This is a genomic window from Bradyrhizobium jicamae, assembly GCF_018130695.1.
GTDB lineage: Bacteria > Pseudomonadota > Alphaproteobacteria > Rhizobiales > Xanthobacteraceae > Bradyrhizobium > Bradyrhizobium jicamae_B.
On sequence record NZ_JAFCJX010000011.1, the window covers coordinates 33,496 to 51,570 of the forward strand.

19 protein-coding genes are annotated in these 18,075 nt (G+C 64.3%); 7 read left to right on the forward strand and 12 right to left on the reverse strand.

All coding sequences use genetic code 11. The annotated features are described in order from the left end of the window. The first annotated feature begins 40 nt into the window (after positions 1-40). The gene (locus JQ604_RS17320) at positions 41-1,651 is read left to right on the forward strand and encodes an ABC transporter substrate-binding protein (RefSeq protein WP_212358720.1); all 1,611 of its coding nucleotides are present in this window, start codon (positions 41-43) and stop codon (positions 1,649-1,651) included. 47 nt (positions 1,652-1,698) lie between these two features. Here JQ604_RS17320 and JQ604_RS17325 read toward each other — a convergent pair whose 3' ends face one another. The 8 genes from JQ604_RS17325 to JQ604_RS17360 all read right to left on the reverse strand — a co-directional run bounded on the left by JQ604_RS17325 (position 1,699) and on the right by JQ604_RS17360 (position 10,751). After that, on the reverse strand, positions 1,699-3,708 hold the full coding sequence (locus JQ604_RS17325) for an SPFH domain-containing protein (RefSeq protein WP_433996255.1): 2,010 nt from the start codon (positions 3,706-3,708) through the stop codon (positions 1,699-1,701). 241 nt (positions 3,709-3,949) lie between these two features. Beyond that, complete coding sequence (locus JQ604_RS17330; RefSeq protein WP_212358722.1) at positions 3,950-4,717, reverse strand: substrate-binding periplasmic protein; 768 nt, start codon at positions 4,715-4,717, stop codon at positions 3,950-3,952. Between the two features lie 27 nt (positions 4,718-4,744). Further along, positions 4,745-5,131 (reverse strand): c-type cytochrome, encoded by a 387-nt coding sequence (locus JQ604_RS17335; protein ID WP_349631112.1) that lies wholly within the window; start codon positions 5,129-5,131, stop codon positions 4,745-4,747. Between the two features lie 31 nt (positions 5,132-5,162). Then, complete coding sequence (locus tag JQ604_RS17340; protein WP_212358724.1) at positions 5,163-6,881, reverse strand: pyrroloquinoline quinone-dependent dehydrogenase; 1,719 nt, start codon at positions 6,879-6,881, stop codon at positions 5,163-5,165. Between the two features lie 382 nt (positions 6,882-7,263). After that, positions 7,264-8,058, reverse strand: a complete 795-nt coding sequence (locus JQ604_RS17345; RefSeq protein ID WP_212358726.1) for an enoyl-CoA hydratase/isomerase family protein — start codon at positions 8,056-8,058, stop codon at positions 7,264-7,266. Between the two features lie 12 nt (positions 8,059-8,070). Continuing rightward, positions 8,071-9,060: an alpha/beta hydrolase family protein gene (locus JQ604_RS17350; protein WP_212358728.1), complete on the reverse strand. Its 990-nt coding sequence runs from the start codon at positions 9,058-9,060 to the stop codon at positions 8,071-8,073. Positions 9,061-9,115: 55 nt separating this feature from the next. Continuing rightward, positions 9,116-9,595, reverse strand: a complete 480-nt coding sequence (locus JQ604_RS17355; protein WP_212358729.1) for a DUF5680 domain-containing protein — start codon at positions 9,593-9,595, stop codon at positions 9,116-9,118. 4 nt (positions 9,596-9,599) lie between these two features. Beyond that, entirely contained in the window at positions 9,600-10,751 is a 1,152-nt protein-coding gene (locus JQ604_RS17360) for a zinc-binding dehydrogenase (RefSeq protein ID WP_212358732.1), read from the reverse strand. 254 nt (positions 10,752-11,005) lie between these two features. On the opposite strand from JQ604_RS17360, the gene JQ604_RS17365 reads away from it, so the two are divergent. The 4 genes from JQ604_RS17365 to JQ604_RS17380 all read left to right on the forward strand — a co-directional run bounded on the left by JQ604_RS17365 (position 11,006) and on the right by JQ604_RS17380 (position 14,376). Further along, positions 11,006-12,244, forward strand: coding sequence for an MFS transporter (locus tag JQ604_RS17365; protein ID WP_283818002.1), 1,239 nt, complete (start codon positions 11,006-11,008; stop codon positions 12,242-12,244). A gap of 131 nt (positions 12,245-12,375) precedes the next feature. Further along, the gene (locus JQ604_RS17370) at positions 12,376-12,993 is read left to right on the forward strand and encodes a PilZ domain-containing protein (RefSeq protein ID WP_212358735.1); all 618 of its coding nucleotides are present in this window, start codon (positions 12,376-12,378) and stop codon (positions 12,991-12,993) included. Positions 12,994-13,326: 333 nt separating this feature from the next. Beyond that, positions 13,327-13,941 (forward strand): transglutaminase-like cysteine peptidase, encoded by a 615-nt coding sequence (locus tag JQ604_RS17375; protein ID WP_212358737.1) that lies wholly within the window; start codon positions 13,327-13,329, stop codon positions 13,939-13,941. 156 nt (positions 13,942-14,097) lie between these two features. Continuing rightward, positions 14,098-14,376 carry a hypothetical protein gene (locus JQ604_RS17380; RefSeq protein ID WP_249158317.1) on the forward strand — a complete coding sequence of 93 codons (279 nt, stop codon included), beginning with the start codon at positions 14,098-14,100 and terminating at the stop codon, positions 14,374-14,376. A gap of 5 nt (positions 14,377-14,381) precedes the next feature. On the opposite strand, the gene JQ604_RS17385 is transcribed toward JQ604_RS17380, so the two are convergent. Next, a complete protein-coding gene (locus tag JQ604_RS17385) occupies positions 14,382-14,630 on the reverse strand; it encodes a hypothetical protein (RefSeq protein ID WP_212358739.1) in 249 nt (82 codons plus the stop codon). A 240-nt stretch (positions 14,631-14,870) separates the two neighbouring features. On the opposite strand from JQ604_RS17385, the gene JQ604_RS17390 reads away from it, so the two are divergent. Continuing rightward, positions 14,871-15,362, forward strand: coding sequence for a uroporphyrinogen-III C-methyltransferase (locus JQ604_RS17390; RefSeq protein ID WP_212358746.1), 492 nt, complete (start codon positions 14,871-14,873; stop codon positions 15,360-15,362). A 70-nt stretch (positions 15,363-15,432) separates the two neighbouring features. Here the strand turns inward: JQ604_RS17390 and JQ604_RS17395 are convergent, their stop codons facing one another. Next, complete coding sequence (locus JQ604_RS17395) at positions 15,433-15,822, reverse strand: DUF6156 family protein (protein WP_212358749.1); 390 nt, start codon at positions 15,820-15,822, stop codon at positions 15,433-15,435. Positions 15,823-16,282: 460 nt separating this feature from the next. Between JQ604_RS17395 and JQ604_RS17400 the strand changes: the two genes are divergently transcribed. Next, positions 16,283-17,101, forward strand: a complete 819-nt coding sequence (locus JQ604_RS17400) for a dienelactone hydrolase family protein (protein WP_433996257.1) — start codon at positions 16,283-16,285, stop codon at positions 17,099-17,101. A 16-nt stretch (positions 17,102-17,117) separates the two neighbouring features. Here JQ604_RS17400 and JQ604_RS17405 read toward each other — a convergent pair whose 3' ends face one another. Then, the gene (locus tag JQ604_RS17405) at positions 17,118-17,267 is read right to left on the reverse strand and encodes a hypothetical protein (RefSeq protein WP_212358754.1); all 150 of its coding nucleotides are present in this window, start codon (positions 17,265-17,267) and stop codon (positions 17,118-17,120) included. A gap of 185 nt (positions 17,268-17,452) precedes the next feature. Next, complete coding sequence (locus tag JQ604_RS17410) at positions 17,453-17,935, reverse strand: hypothetical protein (RefSeq protein WP_212358757.1); 483 nt, start codon at positions 17,933-17,935, stop codon at positions 17,453-17,455. Positions 17,936-18,075 lie beyond the last annotated feature (140 nt).

The following is an 18,075-nucleotide window of genomic DNA, read 5'->3' on the forward strand; positions in this document are numbered from 1 at the left end:
GTCCCGGCCACCTCGCCCGCCCCACTCTGGAGACGCCAGCATGTTTCACGTTTCGCGCCGAAAGCTTCTCAAGTTTGCCGCGGTCGCACCGGGCGCCGTGGCGCTGCCGGCGGCCTGGACGTCCGCTGTGGCGGCCGGCAAGAAGACCCTCACCGCCGTGATGCAATCGGACCTTCGCGTCACCGATCCCGGCTTCACGACGGCCATCATCACCCGCGACCACGGCTACATGGTTTACGACACGCTGCTCGGCATCGATTCCAGCTTCAAGGTGCGGCCGCAGATGGCCGACTGGACGATCTCCGACGACAAGCTGACCTATACCTTCACCCTGCGCGACGGATTGAAATGGCATGACGGCGCACCGGTCGCGGCGGAGGACTGCGTCGCCTCGCTGAAGCGCTGGGGTGGAAGCGTCGACGGCATGGCGCGCAAGCTGATGGACTTCACGGCGAGCATCGAAGCCGCTGACAGCAAGACGATCGTGCTCAAGCTGAAGGAACCCTATGGCCTCGTGCTGGAGACGATCGCCAAACCATCGTCGATCGTCGCCTTCATGATGCCGAAGCGGCTGGCCGAGACCCCGGTCAGCAAGCAGATCCCGGAGCAGATCGGCTCCGGCCCGTTCAGGTTCGTAGCCAGCGAATTCCAGCCCGGGGTGAAGGTCGTCTACGAGAAGAACACCGACTACGTCCCGCGCAAGGAGCCGGCCGAATGGACCTCGGGCGGCAAGGTGGCCAGGGTCGATCGCGTCGAATGGATCACGATGCCGGACGCGCAGACCGCCCTCAACGCGCTGCAGTCAGGCGATGTCGATTTCGTCGAGACGCCGCCGTTCGACTTCCTGCCCGCGCTCGAGTCCAATCCTGACATCAACGTGTCGATCCTGAACAAGTTCGGCTTCCAGTCGTTCGGCCGGATGAACTTCCTGCATCCGCCGTTTGACAATGTGAAGATCCGCCGCGCCGCGATGCTGGCGATCAACCAGAAGGACGTGCTCGACGCCCAGATCGGCAATCCCAAATACTACAAGCTCTGCGGCGCCTTCTTCATCTGCGACACGCCGCTCGCCAGCGACGAGGGCGGCGAGACCCTGATCAAGGGCAATAATCTGGCAGCGGCCAAGAAGGCGCTCGCCGAGTCCGGCTATGACGGCACGCCCGTCGTGATCCTGGCGCCGACCGATCAGATCCTGCTGAAGGCGCAGCCGGTCGTGGTCGCGCAGCTGCTGCGCGACGCCGGCTTCAAGGTCGATCTGCAGGCGATGGACTGGCAGACCGTGGTCACCCGCCGCACGATCCAGAAGCCGCCGAAGGAAGGCGGCTGGAACATGTTCTTTACCTATCAGGGCGCCGCCGACGCGATGAACCCGCTGGTCAACGGCGCAATCGTCGGCAAGGGCAAGGACGGCGGCTGGTTCGGCTGGTCCGAGGATCCCAAGCTCGAGGCGCTGCGCGACGCCTACGCCCGCGCGACGTCACCCGAGGAGCAGAAGAAGATCGCCCTCGACGTGCAGAAGGAAGCCTACGACCAGGTGATCTACGTCCCGCTTGGTCAATTCCAGGCACCGAGCGCCTGGCGCAAGTCGCTCTCCGGCGTGATCGACGGCCCGGCGACGCCGATGTTCTGGAATGTCGACAAGAAGGAGTGAGAGGCGGCGGCGCGATCGCCTCGCGCCGCCGCTCATTTCGTCGATCGCTATTGCGGACCGTTGGGCCGGCGCGCTGCCTTCGGCGCTTCGTCCTTCAGCTTCTCCAGCGCATCGGGCATCATGCGGCCGAACATCGAGCTCAGCATCGCGGTCGGGATCAGGCCGGCATTGCTGCCCTCCTGTCCCTGCGCGCCCGACATCAGGAATTGCGGCACCAGCGGCTGATTGATGCGCGTCAGCGCATCCGCGAACTTCGCAAAGTTCTGCTCGGCGAGGCGGAACTCCGGCCCGCCATAGGCGTCGACCGCGAGCTTGGTCGACTGCGCGTTCGCGGTACCGACCGCGAGCACGCGATCCGCCTCGCCCTGGCCTTCGAGCCGCGACTGCTCGCCGACCGCGGCCGCCGTCACCTTGCGGGTCTCGGCGTCCTTCTGCGCGCGGGCAAGTGCGGCCGCACCCTCGTTCTCGTTGACCTTGATCTGGATCAGCGATTGGGTGAGCGCGGTCTGGGCCGCGGCGGTCGCCTTGGCTTCGTTCAGCGCACGCTCTTGCGTCGCGGCCTTCTCCTGCTCCTGATAGGTCTCGATCTGCTCCCGCGCGACCTGGCGCGAGCGCAGCTGGATCAGGATGTTCTCGATGGTGTGGTCGCCGGCCGGCGCGCGCGGCGTGCCGATCAGCACCTCCTGCAGGTCGAGCGAATAACCCTCGAACTTCGCCTTCATCTGCGCCGCCGATTCCTCCTGGATCGAGGCGCGGTTCTGCAACAGCTCGATCAGCGTCATCTTCTGCGCGATGTTCTTGAAGAACGCGCTGACCATCGGGTCGAGCGTCTGCTCGACCAGCTTCTTCACGTCGCCGAAACGCTGGATGATCATCGGCGCCTTCTTGTAGTCGATATGCATCACGACAGAGAGCGGCAGCGTCGGCTCGAACGCGTCGCGCGTGATCAGCGAGATCTCCGACAAATTCTCGTCGAGCTTCATCGCGCCGACCTCGCCCCTCACCCATTTCAGGATGAAGTTGACGGTCGGGATGATCTCGATCTTGCCGGCATAGGTGTTGAAGGCATACTTGCCCGGCAGCAGCGGATCCTTCCAGACGCCGCGGCTGCCGTTGTGCACGAGCTCGCCATGACGATACTGCTCGCCGGAGACGTCGTCGGTGCGCGGTCCCGTGTAGAAGATCACGACGCCGACATTGCCGACCGGGATGATCGTCTTCGGCACCGCCTCGACGGTGGCGAACAGGCGGTTGATGTACCAGGTGCCTTCGACGATGATCTGCAGCTGCCGGCCGCGATAGCCGCCGGCGGCCAGGAATTTCTCCGGCTCCTGGAAGTTGTTGTGAAAGGTCGCACCATCAGCGAGCTCGGTGCCGACCTCGGGCGCGATGATTTCGCCTGGCGGCAGCGACGGGCCGTCGTGCACGGTGACGATGCCGACCAGATCGTGATCGGTCGCGAGCACGAAGGGCGTGAAACCCGAGCGCTCCAAGATCGTCTCCTGCATGCTCGCCAGCACGCCCCGCTCCTGCGCGCTCAGCGCATGACCATAGACGCGATCGTCGGTGATGATGGCGAATTGCGTGGTGTTGAACGCATAGGTCCCCTCGCGCAGGATCTTGCGCTGCGGGCCCTTCTGGCCGCCGCCGAGCAGGAAGCGCCGCGCGTCCTGGAAGTCGGACTTGTCCTCGGTGTCGTTGGCGCCGAGCACCTGCGAAGGGCCGAGCGGCGCGCCGTCGCGTGCGAACACATAGGCGATCTTGCCCTGGCCGACGGTGACGAGGTCGGAGGTGTGGATGCGGTACATGAACGGAAAGAACACGTGCAGGCCACCGCGCAGCACTTCGGGCTCATAGCCCGCCTCGCCGTTCAGCGCGATGAAGCCGTCCTCGATCGAGCCCCTGAAGGTCCAGAGTTTTTCGACGATGCCGACCTGGTTGTTCGGAATGTAACGAAAGATGTTTGAAATTCGCAGCAGGACGCCAAACGCAATCACCGCTGCGATCCACAGCCCCGGCTGAAGCAGGTTGGAGCTGTTCAAAGCATTGAAGTCCATCATCTTCTCCACAATACGCAACCGGGCGTTTTGGGATTCCAAAACGGTCATCCCAGAATTGCGGAGCGCTGATGTGGTGTGCCGCCACCTGCCGGCAAGGCGGATACAATAACAGCCGAGCCAATCTTTTTTCGTGCGCGCCTGATTGACAATGCCGAGGATTTGCGCCGTGCAAATCGACGCGGCATTTATAGGATTTTTATGCTCGCTCTGAGCTAAAGCCTTCGCAACGATGCCACGTCTAGTTCGGCCCCCGCAGCGCGACGCCGTAGCGGCGGTAGATCCGTTCGATCGTGCCGTCGGCCCGCAGCTTTTCCATCGCGCCGTCGACGGCATTGCGCAAATCGTCGTCGGGCCGGATCATGCCGACCGCAACGTTCCAGCTCAGCGCGGGCTCGCCGTCGTCGGGATCGACGATGCGGACCGCCTTGTCCGGATGCGTCAGGTTGAAATAGCTCGCCATCGCCGGCGTCACCGCGGCCGCGTCGATCTCGCGGTTGGCGAGCGCCTCCAGACTGTCGATCTCGAACCCGAAGGTCGACATCGGCACGTGGCGCTGGCCGAGCGTCATCGCCGCCATCGATCCGACGAGGACGCCGACCTTGGTGTGCCCGTCGAGACTTTTGAATGACGTCAGGCTGCTCGACGCCGGCACGGCCAGCGCGACGCCCGTGCGGTAATAGGGTTTTGAGATCCGCAACCGGGTTTCGCCCTGCGCCTCGCGATCGGCGATCACGTCGAGCACGATATCGCAGCCGGCGCTGCGCATCTGATACTGGGTGATGATCCAGTCGGGCCGCATGGTGACGCCGAGCTCGCGCGCCAGCGCCTGCCCCAGCTCGATCTGGAAACCCGGCGGATCGCCGGCCTTGCTGGCGAACGGCAGCGAGTTCGGATGGGCGCACAGTCCGAGCACGCCGGAGTCGCGGATTGCGCCGAGCGGTCGCGCCTGCCCCGCGCCAGCAAGTGCAATCGAGACGCCGACCGTGAGGGAGAGAATGATCTTCATTCTGTTGCCCGATGACGTTTGCCTGGCTCAACCCTCGTGCGGCTTGAGGGCGCGGATGTATTTGACGAGTCCGTCGATCTGCACATCGCTGAAAGCGCCGCCGAAGGCCGGCATCGCGCCCTGCTTGCCGGTCTTGATGCGATTGCGCAGGAAGTCATCGTCCCGCTTGCTGTCCATCAGCTGCGGGCCCTTCCCTGCCATGCGCCCGCCATCGGAGTGGCACCAGCCGCAGGTCGTCGCGAACAGCTGCCCGGCTTCGCCCGGTCCGTCATCGGCTGCGAAGGCCGGCACTGCAAGGGAGACAACGAGCATCAACGATGGCAGAGCCACCAATTTCCAATTCGATCGCATACTGCTCAACATCAGACCTGCGGGTTTGTTCGAAGCACATCGCAACGCATCGGGGAGCGGCACGACACCGCTCCCCGATATTTCAAGAAACGGCCTATTTCAGGCTGTAGACGATCAGCGCGCCGTCGTCCCGCGGCATGCTCTTGTAGACGCCGCCGAAGGTCGCGGCGTAATCGTCCGACAGCATGCCGCCGAAGCCTGCGGTCATCGCGATATACTGCTTGCCGCCGACGGAGTAGCTGATGATGCCACCCTGGTGTCCGGTGCCGTTGTTGTGGTTCCACAGCTCGGTACCGCTTTCGGCGTCGTAGGCATGCACGACCCCGCGAGCGTCGGGCACGAACACGAGATTGCCGGCCGTCGACAGCACGCTTGCGATCGGCGGCTCGGGGAAGCGAACCTCCCACTTCTTCGCGCCGGTGATGGGATCACGCGCGTCGAGGTGACCGTAGATCTCGCCGCCGGGCGGCGGCGCGATCTTGAAGTCGGCGCCGATGTTGAGCTGGACCTGCGGGGCGACGACCGGCGTGGTCTTCTGCACCTCGAGCGTCATGCACCATTCCTGGCCGATCTTGTAATAGAGACCGGTCTTCGGGTTGTAGGACCCGCCGTTCCAGCTGATGCCGCCGCCGATATAGGGGCACAGCGGCGGTGACTCGACCTTGCCCGCCGTGAAGTCGCGGCGGCCGATCAGCTCGCCGGTCTTGGGATTGATATCCTTGACGAAGTTGATGTTCTCCACGAGCCGCCAGACGTTCTTCACCGCAAGGCCGCGGTCATAGACGAACACGAAGCCGCTCTTGTTCGGATGCACCACGAGCTTCTGCCCGTCGCGCTCCAGCATCAGGAACTCGCCGACCGCGCTGTCGAAGTCCCAGGCGTCATGCGGCAGCTCCTGGTGGTAGGATTTCAGCTTGCCGGTCTCGATATCGAGTGCGATCACCGAGGTGGTGTAGAGATTGTCGCCGGGACGCGCGCCTTGCGTCTTGTAGTCGGCGCCCGACCAGTCGTAGAGCGGCGCCGGGTTGGCCGTGCCCCACAGGATCGTATTGGTCTCGCTGTCGAAGGTGCCGGGCATCCAGCCGCCGCCACCGCCGGTGCGCCAGGAGTCGTTACCCCAGGTCTTCATCGCCTCGTCGGTGCCGGCGACGGTGAGGAATTCCCACTTCTTCTTGCCTGTCGTCGCGTCGACCCCGAAGATCGGTCCGCGGCCCGGCCATTCGCCGCCCTGCGAGCCGATCACCACCGTGCCCTTGGCGTAGAGCGGCGCGCCGGTGAAGCCGACGGTCAGTTTCTGGGAATCGATCAGCTTGGTTTCCCACATCACCTTGCCGCTCTTCATGTCGAGCGCAATAAGCCGCCCGTCCATGGTGCCGACATAGACCTTGCCTTCGCCGATCGCGGCGCCGCGATTGTAGGGCGAGTGGGTCTGCCGCGCGATCAGGGCTTCATCGAGCTCAGGGAAGTAGGACCAGATCACCTCGCCGGTCGCGCCATTCAGCGCAAAGGTGCGGCTATAGGAACCGGTGTAATAGAGCACGCCGTCGGCGACCAGCGGCGTCGACTGCAGGCCGCGCGTCGAGCGTCCGGGAATGTGCATCCAGGCGACGCTGAGGTTCCCGACATTGCTCGCGTTGATCTGGGCCAGCGGAGAGTAGTGATAGGATTTGTACGAGCCGTGATAGGTCAGCCAGTCGTTCTGTCCGCCGGCCTCGATCCGCGCCGTGTCGACAGTCTGAGCCAACGCAGACGAGGTGCCGAGTGCCGCGACCGCCGCTGCAGCAAGGAAGCTGAAACGCCACTGCCTCTTCATGAGCATGTCCTCCTGATGATGTTTTTTTGTCGATGCCGGACGCGAGCGGCGCCTGCACTTGCGTATGCTTCTCGTTCTTGTCGCGCGTGCAGACTGACGGGAGAGAGATCGCGGATGAGCGATTGCCAGCCTGGTTTTCGGTGCACAGCCCTGCCCGCTCCCATAGCGTAGCACGGAATTGATGACGGCCAATCATGGAGAGGTGATGACGCGATTCACTGCGCGTCGAACGGTCAGCAATGCTGACCGTTATCTTTCAATCGATATTGCGATAGCAATTCATATAAAGCGCAACCGCCGCCGGTACGTGTTGCAACGCGGCAGCCGGCCACGGAACGCTTCGGATATACGCGACAAAGTGACGCCCGGTAGCGGTGCCGCGTCAGGTGCCGCGAAACACCGGCTTGCGCTTCTCATTGAAGGCACGGACGCCCTCGCGCCGGTCTTCCGTCGGCACCAGGCGATTATAGGCCTCGATCTCGAAGGCGAGACCATCCGGCAGCGACATCTGCAGGCCGCGATGGATGGACTGTTTGGCTTGCCGCGTCGCGAGCGGACCGTTGCCCGCAATGCGGCGTGCGATGCCGAAGGTTGCTTCGAGGAGTTCAGCAGGCTCGGTGACGAGATTGACGAGCCCCCACACCTCTCCTTCTGCCGCGGTGAACGGCAGTCCCGACAGGATCAGCTCCTTGGCCCGGCGCTCGCCGACGGCGCGCGCGAGATTCTGCGTGCCGCCGGCGCCGGGCATGATGCCGAGCGTCACCTCGGTCAGCGCAAACCGCGCAGTGTTCGACGCGTAGATAAAATCTGCAGCAGCAGCGATCTCACAACCGCCGCCATAGGCCGCGCCGTTGACTGCCGCTATCACCGGGATCGGGCAGCCCAATATCGCCCGCAGCATCCGCTCGAAGATGACATGCTGCGCCTGCCAGGCGGCATCAGTCATGCCATTCCGCTCCTTCAGATCGCCGCCGGCGCAAAACGCCTTGTCGCCGCTGCCGGTCACGATGATCGCGCGCAGATCCTGCAGATCGATCGAGAAGCCTTCGAACAGCTCCATGAGATCGAGGCCCATCTGCGTGTTGAGCGCATTCGATGCGGTAGGCCGGTTCAGCGTGACGAGCAGGATGTGCTGGTCGGGACGCGACAGCGCGATGGTCTCGAACTCGGTTCGCATCGTCAGTTCCTCTCAAGGCGTCGTTCCAAGGTGCTTGCGGAAAAATGCAACGGCTGCGTCGTTGAGCTCCCTGTGGAAGGCCACACGGTCGAAGCCCGGCGGATCCGTGCACAAGGCCGGTGCCGCTTTCGCAAATGCTGGCGGGCATGGCGCGATGAAGGAGAAGTGCTGCGAATTGGACGCCGTGCGATAGTCGGGCCTGACGGGAAGCAGCTTCTCCAGAGCGTCGATCGTGTTGGGCGTCGCACCGTCACCGCCGAACTCCGAGCGCCACAATAGCAGCGGGATCGTCACGCCGGCCACGCCCTCGCGATTGAAGAGGCCTTCGACCAACGGCGGATCCGCCAGAATGGCGGCCTTGACGCGCGGATCGTGAACCGGCGGCGCGGTCGGCATCCGTCCCTCGCGGATCGCCAGGCATTTCGCCGCCACGGCTGCCGCCTGTTGGCAAAGCGGCACCATCACGCCGTAGTCGGGGTTGCCGCCGATCACCATCAGCCCGGTGTAGGCGCCGCGCGAAAACCCGAACAGGCCGACCCGCCGGGGATCGAGCACCGCCGCATCCTTCCAGGTGCCGAGCATGAAGTCGGTCAGGCGCTTCATGTCGGCCGGTCGCTCGACCAGCACCGAAAACTCATCCGTCCGGCTGAAGTCCTGAGAGGTGTCGCCGGGGTGATTGATGGCGGCGACCACAAAGCCAGCGTCTGCGAGAGCAGTTGCAGTGTCGATGTGGCTGAGCGATGAGGCGCGTCGTCCGTGCGAGACGACGATGAGCGGCAATCGATTGCCGGCGATCGCACAATCCTTCACCCCTGACAGGACGATGCCGCCATCAAAAGCCGCCTCTGCCGCCGGTGCCGCGCATGGCGTCCATATGATGCCCTTGAGCGGCAAGCCACCATCTGCCGGGATCTCGAACAGCTGGAGCCCGGCCGCCTCGACATGCGGTGCGGCGAGGCTAAAGGCCGCGATGAGAAGAAGTTGGGCAAATCGTCCGGGCATGCCTGGCGCTTCCACATTCAAATTGCCTTGGCCGGCGCGCAGTGAAGGAATGCCCTCACCGAAGCAGGCCACCACTGTAGCGCAGCTCGTATAGCAGAGCATCGTTCTGCGAGATCGTTTCGACACCATGGAAGCGCTCCATCGTGCCTTCCACATCGGTGCGATAGGTCATGCCGTCGGCGGCGAGGACAGGCGGGCCTCGATACGGCGCGGCAACGTCGCCGGCGAGCAGCGCCTGCCGCAAGAATCCGTAGATCGCCAGCAACCGTGATCGATCCGCGATCTCCGGCCGCGCGCCGCCGCTGTAGCTCATCGACCAGATGACGCGGTCGTCCTTCGACACGGTCTCCTGGCCGACGAAAAAGCCCATTCCGAAATAGATGTCGCGATAGGCATACGGCGGCGCGCGATGCTCGAGCTGCCTGGAGCCGCCGAGCAGCGGCACCGCGATGGTCGCATCGTCGTCAAGACCTGCGTAGGTGCGCCGCTTGGCCTCGACCAGGAAGGCTGCGAGATCATCGGGAACGTTGGTCACGCGATCAACTCACCAATTCCGGCCACGGCACGATGGTCGACTTCACCGTCCGCATCGCCATTGCGTCGGCGACCGCAGTCGCGACGCCCTCCTCCGTGAATGGATAGATCGTCTGGGTGTCGAGCCAGGGATATTTGTTGCGGGTCCGGTAGAGCATGTCGACGCCGAGCGGAAGATCATTTCCGGTGAAGCCCCAGGAGCCGAGCACGTTGAGGTCCTTGGTGCAGATGCGATGCCAGGACGTGTTGATCGAACCGGCGTCGGTGAACTGACCCATCTCGACATAGGTGCCGCCGTCGCGCAGCATCTCGATGCCTTCAGGACCGGCGGTCGGATGGCCCGAGCAATCCATCACCAGATCGGCGCCGAAGCCGCCGACGATGTCGCGCACTGCCTTGATGCGTTCTTCCGGCGTCTTCAGCTGCTCGATGTCGACGGTCGCCTCCGCGCCGAATTTGCGCGCCAGCGCCAGCCGCGGATTTTCCGGCGCGCCGACGCAGATCACGCGCCCGGCGCCCATCTCCTGCGCGGCGGCGACCGCGAGAATGCCGATCGGGCCGGAGCCCTGGATCACCACCGTATCGCCCCAACTGAAGCCACCCGCGCGGGTGGCGCGGTTGAAGGCGCGGATGCAGGATGTGAGCGGCTCCGACAGCGCCCCTAACCGCAGCGACATGTCGTCAGGCAGCTTGTAGATCTTGGTGCCCGGCAGCTCTTCGAGATCGACATAGACATATTCGGCCCAGCCGCCCCACAAATGAGGTGGTTTATCGAAGCCGAGATAGCGGCCGTAATAGACCGGCGTCAGGCATTTGTTGGCGGTCAGCGGATAGTGGATGCAGTAGTAGCACTGGCCGCACGGCATCAAGGGCGGGATCATCACCTTCGAGCCGACGGTGAGCGGCTTGCTCATGAAGTCTTCCCTGAACTCTGGCCCGCATTCGACGATCACGCTGCCGATCTCGTGGCCGAGCGTGAACGGCCAAGGCAGCGGCTTCGGCCAATGTCCTTTCAGGATATGCAGATCGGTGCCGCAGACCCCGCACGCGCCGACCTTGAGCAGCGCCGCCTTCCGGCCGACCTTCGGCCACGGCACGGTGCGGATCACGGGTTTTGCGCCAGGGCCGTCATAGGTGCATACGCGGATCTGGTTCATGGCTGTTCCTCGCTGCCCGCTTATTGTGATTGATCATGGTGGGGCTAACGGCAGCGTATGGGAGACGCATTGCGATGCCAAGCAGCCGTCAGGCGCGCAGGGATCATCACGACAACGTCACCGCTCTGCTGCAATGCGCGTAGCGCCGAGGTCTACGCCTTGAGTGGTCGGTGGTGAGCGTGTATCCGCCCAAGCAAAGCCTGTTTGCCGCCGCGACCTCGCCGAGGCCAGCAAAATCCTGTTCAGGTGCCCCCTTGAACCCCCATCCTCCCCGACCCGTGGTCGCATCGAGCTCGTTTGCGGCCATGAAGTCCGTGCCGTATCGCGCGCAGTTCATCGCCTATGTGCTGGCGATGATGGCCGACAACATCGAGCACGTGATCAGCTATTGGGTGGTGTTCCAGAAATTCCATTCGCCGACGCTGGGCGGCTTTGCGGTGCTGTCGCACTGGCTGCCGTTCCTGCTGTTCTCCGTCGCCGTCGGCGGACTTGCCGACCGCACCGATCCGCGCCGCATCATCCAGTGCGGCATGCTGCTGTTCATCGTGGCGTCCGCCGGATGGGGCGTGTTCTTCATCACCGATACGCTGCAGATGTGGCACGCGATGGGGCTCCTGGTGATCCATGGCTGCGCCGGCGTGCTGTGGCAGACGCCGAACCAGCTGCTGCTTTATGATCTCGTCGCGCCATCAGACCTGCCGAGTGCGGTGCGGCTCAACGCGATGGCGCGCTATCTCGGCATCCTGGTCGGCCCGGCCGTCGGCGGCGTCATCATGCTGGCGCTCGTTCCCTCGCACGGCATCATCCTCAACACGCTGTTCTACCTGCCGATGCTGCTGTGGCTGTTCTGGGCGCCCGCCAAGGACATGGCCGTCGCGACGCACCGCTTCGCGGTCCGCGGCTTCGCCGATGTCATGCAGACCATCCGCGCCATCGGCCTGAAGCCGGTGCTCGCCTCGATGACTGTTCTCGCCGGGCTGACCTCCTTCATGATCGGCAACGCCTACCACGCCCAGATGCCGGGCTTTGCAGGCGATCTCGGGCACGGCGATCCCGGCGTCTCCTACAGCGTGCTGCTGGCCGCCGATGCGGCCGGCGCCCTGCTCGCCGGCATCGCGCTGGAATCATGGGGGCGGCTGAAGGGCACGCCGCGCACCGCGATCGGGCTTGCGATCCTCTGGAGCGCCTCGCTGCTCGCCTTCGCCTCCGTCAGGGTCTATCCGTTCGCGATCGCGCTGTTGTTCTGCGCCGGATTCTTCGAATTGTCGTTCAACACCATGGCGCAGGCGCTGATGCAGCTGAACGCGCCCGCCGAGATCCGCGGCCGCGTCGTCGGCCTCTATAATATGGCCGGCCTCGGCATGCGCGCTTTCAGCGGCATCACGGTTGGCGTCGTGGGCGCGGGCATCGGCATTCACTGGTCGCTTGGTCTCTCGGCCGCGGTCCTGCTGGCGCTGCTGCTCGCGCTGCAGCACCGGGCCAGGAAGGTGTGAACTGGTGGAACTTCCCGCGTCGCTCAACCGCAGGCCGTGCACACACTTCTTGCACCCTTTGCTAACGCATCGTTAACCCTGTCAGCCGTAGGGTCTATTCGAGCCGAAAGGCCGGGTGGCGGATTGCGGTAATGTCGTTTGCACAGAAGAAAACTACGGTCGTGCCCCAGGCTGAGGAGCGGCGCCGCTTCCAGCGCGTCAAGGTGCACCTGCTCGGCCGCTACATGCTGCCCGACCGGCGCGAATTTCCCTGCCAGATCATCAATATGTCGCCCGGTGGGCTAGCTTTGCTGGCGCCCGGCATCGGCAATGTCGGCGACCGCGTGATCGCCTATCTCGACCATATCGGCCGCGTCGAGGGCCGCATCACCCGCATCATCGACAACGGCTTTGCCATGACGGTCGGCGCCACCGCCCGCAAGCGCGACAAGCTCGCCGCCCAGCTGACCTGGCTCGCCAACCGCGACATCCTCAACTTGCCCGAGGATCGCCGCCACGATCGTATCGTGCCGCGCAATCCGATCGCCCTGCTCACCCAGGAAGACGGCACGCGGATGACCTGCCGCATCATCGACCTGTCTCTGTCGGGCGCTGCGATCGCCGCCGAGAACCGTCCGCCGCTGAAATCGCTGGTCATGCTCGGCCGCGTGCAGTCCCGCGTGGTGCGCAATCTCGAAGAAGGCTTCGCGCTCGAGTTCGTTCACGAGCAGGCCGCTGAAACGCTCGAAGAGAGCGTTACCGCGCGGTAAAGCGCGAGACGCGCAAAAACCCCTGATTTTCGGCCTCAAGAGGCGGCGTCCGGTGCAGCGGAAGCCGCCTCTGCCGCTTTTGGCGCGCGCCTTCCGCGGTTAACGGCACAGCCATTTGCAGCAACAAACCGCGATGGAACAACGCCTCGCGCGTTAATGCATAAAATTTGAATCAATTGCAGTTGTTTCAAATTTTACGCGAATTTGAATCAAGTATAGATCGAATTCACCGCGCTTTTTACCAGTATTCGCGTCAAATCTACTTTGCTGACTTAGCGGCGGTGCAAAACCTTTGTGGCAAAAGTGGTCCCAACAAGAAAAACGGGGGCCACAATGTTTGGTTTCGGGGGACAGGGGAAAGGCTTGGCGGTTGCCGCCATCCTGTTTGCTACATGCGTGTCGGCGAAGGCCGGCGACGCGCTCTATGCCAGCCTGGGCGACACCACGCGCTCGCCGATTGGCTGGGTCGAATTCTGCGCCGACAACGCCAGCGAATGCCGCGGCGGCGCGACACAACCCCGCGACATCGTGATGTCGCAGACCGCTTGGCGCGACCTGGTGCGGGTCAACAAGTGGGTGAACGAGACAGTGAAGCCCCTGACCGACATGGATCATTGGGGCGTGATCGAGAAATGGTCGTTGCCATCAGACGGCTACGGCGACTGCGAGGACTACGTGCTCCTGAAGCGCAAGATGCTGATGGATGCCGGCTGGCCACGCGAGGCGCTGTTGATCACGGTCGTCCGCGACAAGAAGGGCGAAGGCCACGCGGTGCTGACGGTGAAGACCGACAAGGGAGAATACGTGCTCGACAATCAGAACGAGAACGTCGTCGGCTGGACGGAGACCGGCTACCGCTTCGTCAAGCGGCAGTCGCAGAGCGATCCGAATGTGTGGGTCTCGCTCGGCGACAACCGCCCGGCCGTCTCGACTGCGAGCTCACGCTAACGACTTCAAAGGAATCCGCGACCCGGTCACATCCCCACCCCTCCCCGTCCCAGACCGGTTCGCGCGCGGCCAGGCTTCCCCCAAAGCCTGGCCGCAACTTTTTTGGTGGCATGGATCATCGCGCGTGCGATCATCGACGACTTGAGGAGACGAGTCATGATCATCCGCGCCATCATGCTGCTTGCCGTGCTCGTCGGCGCGAGTGCAGCCTTCACCAGCCCGTCGCGTGCCATCACCGCCGAGCTCGCCAAGAGGTGCAAGATCATGGCGGATGCGGCGTACCCGCGGCGTTCGGCTGTTAATCCCGCGGCCGGCAGCACCAAGGGGACGGTCCGCGACATCACGGCCTATTTCAACAAATGCGTTGCCAACAACGGCAAGGTCGATGACGGCGACGCGCCGACCACCGGCGGGCCTGCGGCGCCGTCGAAGTAAAGGGTTCAGGGCGCGTTGTTCGGACCTGCGACGTGGGCGCCGTGCGGCGCCTTGCGCTCCTTCGTCCCGATGCTGGCCCGCGCGAGGCCGGCGGCGACGAGCAACAGCAGACACAGCCAGGCGCATGCTGTGAGAAGAACTGGCACGATCCTGCGCATGACAAGCGGCCCTTCGAACAACGACGTCGTCACGCCGGGCGACGGACAGATCGCGGCGCGATCGATGCCCGGCAGGTGAAAGGCTAGCGCCCGCATTGGCCCTCGCAACAACATCCCGGCATTAAGCTTGATGCCCGCCCGGGTCGGTCCGTGCACCGCCATGCGCCTGCAGGGTGCGGCCGGGTGAATCCCCTGCAACGTCCCATTTTGGCGCAAAAGCCGCGCTTTTGCTGCGAATCAGGGGTGAATCCTTAAGGAAGCGTGAATCCCGGGTTTGAGGGCGTGCCCGGCTGTGCTATTCGGAACCTTTCAATTTAAGTCCGGTTTTGGTGTCGTATGATCGAACTCGCCCCCCGGAATTCCCCCGACAGCGCCCGTCTCGGCGTGCAACCGATCGCGATCGGGGCGGTCGCGCTGATCCTCGTGGTGCTCGGCATCGGTGCGATCGCCGGATGGCGCTTCTATACCGGTCATTCCCCGGAGACGGACCGCGCCGCAGTCGCCCGCCAGCTGCAGGTGCGCACCGCGCAGGCGTCGGAGGCGCTGGTCGAGAAGACCAAGGGTCTCGAAGCCACCCAGCAGGAATCGATCGATCAATTGCAGGTGGTACAGGACCAGTTGCAGACGATGCGCCGGCTGATCGCCTCGCAGCAGGGCGACACCAAGAAGCTCTCTGACCAGGTCGCAGCCCTCACCGAGGCTGTCGAAGGCCTGCGGCAGTCCTTCGCGAGCGCCAAGGACAATGACCCGTCCGCCGAGGCCACCCCGCGCAAGCGCTCCAAGGCGACGCGCACCTCGTACCGCAAGCGCTACCGCTCGCGCGGCTAGGCCGCTTTTTGTTTTGACGCGTTTTCTTCACGCGAACCGGGATCCACTTCGCTCGAAAACGCTATGGCCGCTACCAGACGAACGTCGGCGAATCCGCCTCCGTGTAGTCGCGCTCCAGCACCTCGCCCCGCGCATTGGTGACGGTCATGTGCCTGAGCCGGCCGCTCGGGTAGTAGCTGTAATGGTGCTCGAAGAACACCTGGCCTCGCAGCATCTTGACGTCGCGGACCAGACGGTTGTCGGCATCGAAATAGCCGACCAGATAGGCCGAGCCCCTGACGGCGCGGGCCTCGGCCTCCTCCTTGCTGATTCGCTTGACGAGGCGCAGCGGCAGGCCATAGCCGTCCCAGCTGCCGAAATACTCGACCGGATCGTGCCGGCGGGCGCGGAAGCGCCGCCAGAGCAGCCTTGCGGCAAAGCCGGCAGCCAGCAGCCCGGCCAGCACAAACAGCATTGTCATTGCCACGATCCGCCTCGGATTGACCCTCACGGTCAGTCGCGCCCCGAAGGCCCCGCGTTCGAGGGCGGATCATCCGCCGGACGGGCGGCGGGCACCCAGCCCGGAGCGCCTCAAAGCACGTCAACGTGATTTTTGTCTGCGCTTTGTGAACTGGTTCACATATCGCGGCGCGAATCCGGGGCATTGTTACGGCTACCGGATGGCGTGAGCCGATTTCAATGTCCGGGGCTGGCAAGGTCGTTGACGGTATACTACGTCGGCGGCCTTGTTTTTTTTCTGCACCAGCCCGCCGATCCGCAGCCATGAGCCACCTCGCACGCTGGTGATTTGCCTCCCCGCCCCATTGTTTGCTGAATGCGCCTCCTTGTTGTCCTGGGGAATATGGATGAGCGCTGAACCTGTTTTGACCGCCGACGTGGTGGGATTGACCAAAGCCGCGCCGGTGTCCCGCCGCGGCTTCATGACTGTGTCCGCCGCGGTCGCTGCCGGCTACACGCTGGCCGCCGGCCCGGTGCGGGCCGACGTGATCACGACCGACACCACCGGACTTGCGGTGGGCGACGCCAGGATCAAGGTCGCCGACGGAGAGATGCCCGGCTATTTCGCCCGTCCCGCCGGCGTCAGCAATCCGCCGGTCGTGCTGGTGGCAATGGAGATCTTCGGCCTGCACGAATACATCAAGGACGTGACGCGCCGGCTCGCCAAGCTCGGCGCCTTCGCGATTGCCCCGGACTATTACTTCCGCAAGGGCACCGACCTCACCAAGATCACCGACATCGCGCAGCTGCTGCCGATCGTGAATTCAAAGCCGGACGCCGAATTGCTTTCCGATCTCGACGCGACGGTCGCCTGGGCCAAGGCGCAAGGTGGCGACACCGCCCGCCTCGGCATCATCGGCTTCTGCCGCGGCGGCCGCACGGTGTGGGAATATGCGGCGCATTCCACCGCACTGAAGGCGGGCGTCGCCTTTTACGGCCCACCGGTCGATCCGCCGAACCCGCTCTGGCCGAAGAGCCCGACCCAGCTCGCGCCGGACATGAAGGCACCCGTGCTCGGTCTTTACGGCGAAGCCGACACCGGCATTCCCGTCTCAACCGTCGAGGCGCTGAAGGCGGCGCTCGCCGAGAACAAGAAGACCGCCGAGTTCAAGATCTATCCCGGCGCCCCGCACGGCTTCCATGCCGACTACCGCGCGAGCTACCGCAAGGACGCCGCCGAGGATGGCTGGAAGCAGATGCAGGGCTGGCTGAAGAAATACGGCGTGCTCAGCCACGACTGACGCGTGCCGCTTTTCTTCAGCGCATGCGATCTCGGAAGATGTGAACGTGGTCGCGCCGCAGCTTCGCGATCTTGGGCTCCAGCTCCCAGAGCATCCACACGAACGCGGTCGCCAGACTGGAAACGATGCAAATGAACAGCAAGGTCAAAGCAGGAATCGTCAGCATATCCAGACCCTCTCGCGCTTAACCGCCATCAACGCAGCCAACTTCCGACCTGCAAAGCAATCGGCGTACCAGCAGGACGCCGCACAATGGCCGGCCCCGGCAGTGAAAACACCGAGGCCGCGACAAACGTTCCGAAATGGCCGGCGTCTTCAGGCCATTCGCCGGTCATGCATTCGAGGGCGGGGTCAGTAGCAAATCTGCACGGGTCGAATCTGCCAGCCGTAGGGCGTCATCACCTGCTGGCGAACGATGCTGCAGCCGCCGTTGCCGTAATAGCCGTCGTCGTAGCCGTAATTGGCGTAATACGGATAGGCGTCATCATAATATCCGTACGGATAGCCGTAGCCCGCGGCATAGCCGAGGCCGACCCCTACGGCCGCCGCGAACGGGAAACCGCGGTGGCGGTAGCCCGGATAGTAGCCGCCACGCCAGGCGTTGCCGGCCAAGGTGCCGCCGCGGACGATGCCGGGGCTGACCGCAACCGCGCGAAAGCCGGCGCCGCCCATGCCAATTCCAGCGGCGCGGAAGCCCGGCGCACCCCCGCCACGGAAGCCGCCGAAGCCACCGCCGCCATGTCCGCCAAAGCCGCCGCGCGCCGACGCGGCATCGACGCCAAGCAGGCCGACCGCAGCCGTCGCCATCAGGGCGATCGTCATCTTCCGCAACATCACCTCACCCTCCTTGTCAGTGTCGGTGCGGGACGCATCCTCTCGTCCGCGCGTGCAACCCCAATCTAGGACGGCTTCTTCCGGCGCGGGTGTCTTGCGCCGCTCACATCTGCGCGACCGCAAGCGGCAATGGCGCGGCA

Excerpts from the sequence above, each read along its gene's own strand:
- JQ604_RS17375 (WP_212358737.1), top strand. The coding sequence starts at position 13,327 with ATGTTTGGTTTCGGGGGACAGGGGAAAGGCTTGGCGGTTGCCGCCATC.
- JQ604_RS17405 (WP_212358754.1), bottom strand. The coding sequence starts at position 17,267 with ATGCTGACGATTCCTGCTTTGACCTTGCTGTTCATTTGCATCGTTTCC.
- JQ604_RS17345 (WP_212358726.1), bottom strand. The coding sequence starts at position 8,058 with ATGCGAACCGAGTTCGAGACCATCGCGCTGTCGCGTCCCGACCAGCAC.
- JQ604_RS17360 (WP_212358732.1), bottom strand. The coding sequence starts at position 10,751 with ATGAACCAGATCCGCGTATGCACCTATGACGGCCCTGGCGCAAAACCC.
- JQ604_RS17410 (WP_212358757.1), bottom strand. The coding sequence starts at position 17,935 with ATGTTGCGGAAGATGACGATCGCCCTGATGGCGACGGCTGCGGTCGGC.
- JQ604_RS17400 (WP_433996257.1), top strand. The coding sequence starts at position 16,283 with ATGACTGTGTCCGCCGCGGTCGCTGCCGGCTACACGCTGGCCGCCGGC.
- JQ604_RS17320 (WP_212358720.1), top strand. The coding sequence starts at position 41 with ATGTTTCACGTTTCGCGCCGAAAGCTTCTCAAGTTTGCCGCGGTCGCA.
- JQ604_RS17330 (WP_212358722.1), bottom strand. The coding sequence starts at position 4,717 with ATGAAGATCATTCTCTCCCTCACGGTCGGCGTCTCGATTGCACTTGCT.
- JQ604_RS17325 (WP_433996255.1), bottom strand. The coding sequence starts at position 3,708 with ATGGACTTCAATGCTTTGAACAGCTCCAACCTGCTTCAGCCGGGGCTG.
- JQ604_RS17390 (WP_212358746.1), top strand. The coding sequence starts at position 14,871 with ATGATCGAACTCGCCCCCCGGAATTCCCCCGACAGCGCCCGTCTCGGC.
- JQ604_RS17350 (WP_212358728.1), bottom strand. The coding sequence starts at position 9,060 with ATGCCCGGACGATTTGCCCAACTTCTTCTCATCGCGGCCTTTAGCCTC.
- JQ604_RS17385 (WP_212358739.1), bottom strand. The coding sequence starts at position 14,630 with ATGCGGGCGCTAGCCTTTCACCTGCCGGGCATCGATCGCGCCGCGATC.
- JQ604_RS17370 (WP_212358735.1), top strand. The coding sequence starts at position 12,376 with ATGTCGTTTGCACAGAAGAAAACTACGGTCGTGCCCCAGGCTGAGGAG.
- JQ604_RS17380 (WP_249158317.1), top strand. The coding sequence starts at position 14,098 with ATGATCATCCGCGCCATCATGCTGCTTGCCGTGCTCGTCGGCGCGAGT.
- JQ604_RS17395 (WP_212358749.1), bottom strand. The coding sequence starts at position 15,822 with ATGACAATGCTGTTTGTGCTGGCCGGGCTGCTGGCTGCCGGCTTTGCC.
- JQ604_RS17340 (WP_212358724.1), bottom strand. The coding sequence starts at position 6,881 with ATGAAGAGGCAGTGGCGTTTCAGCTTCCTTGCTGCAGCGGCGGTCGCG.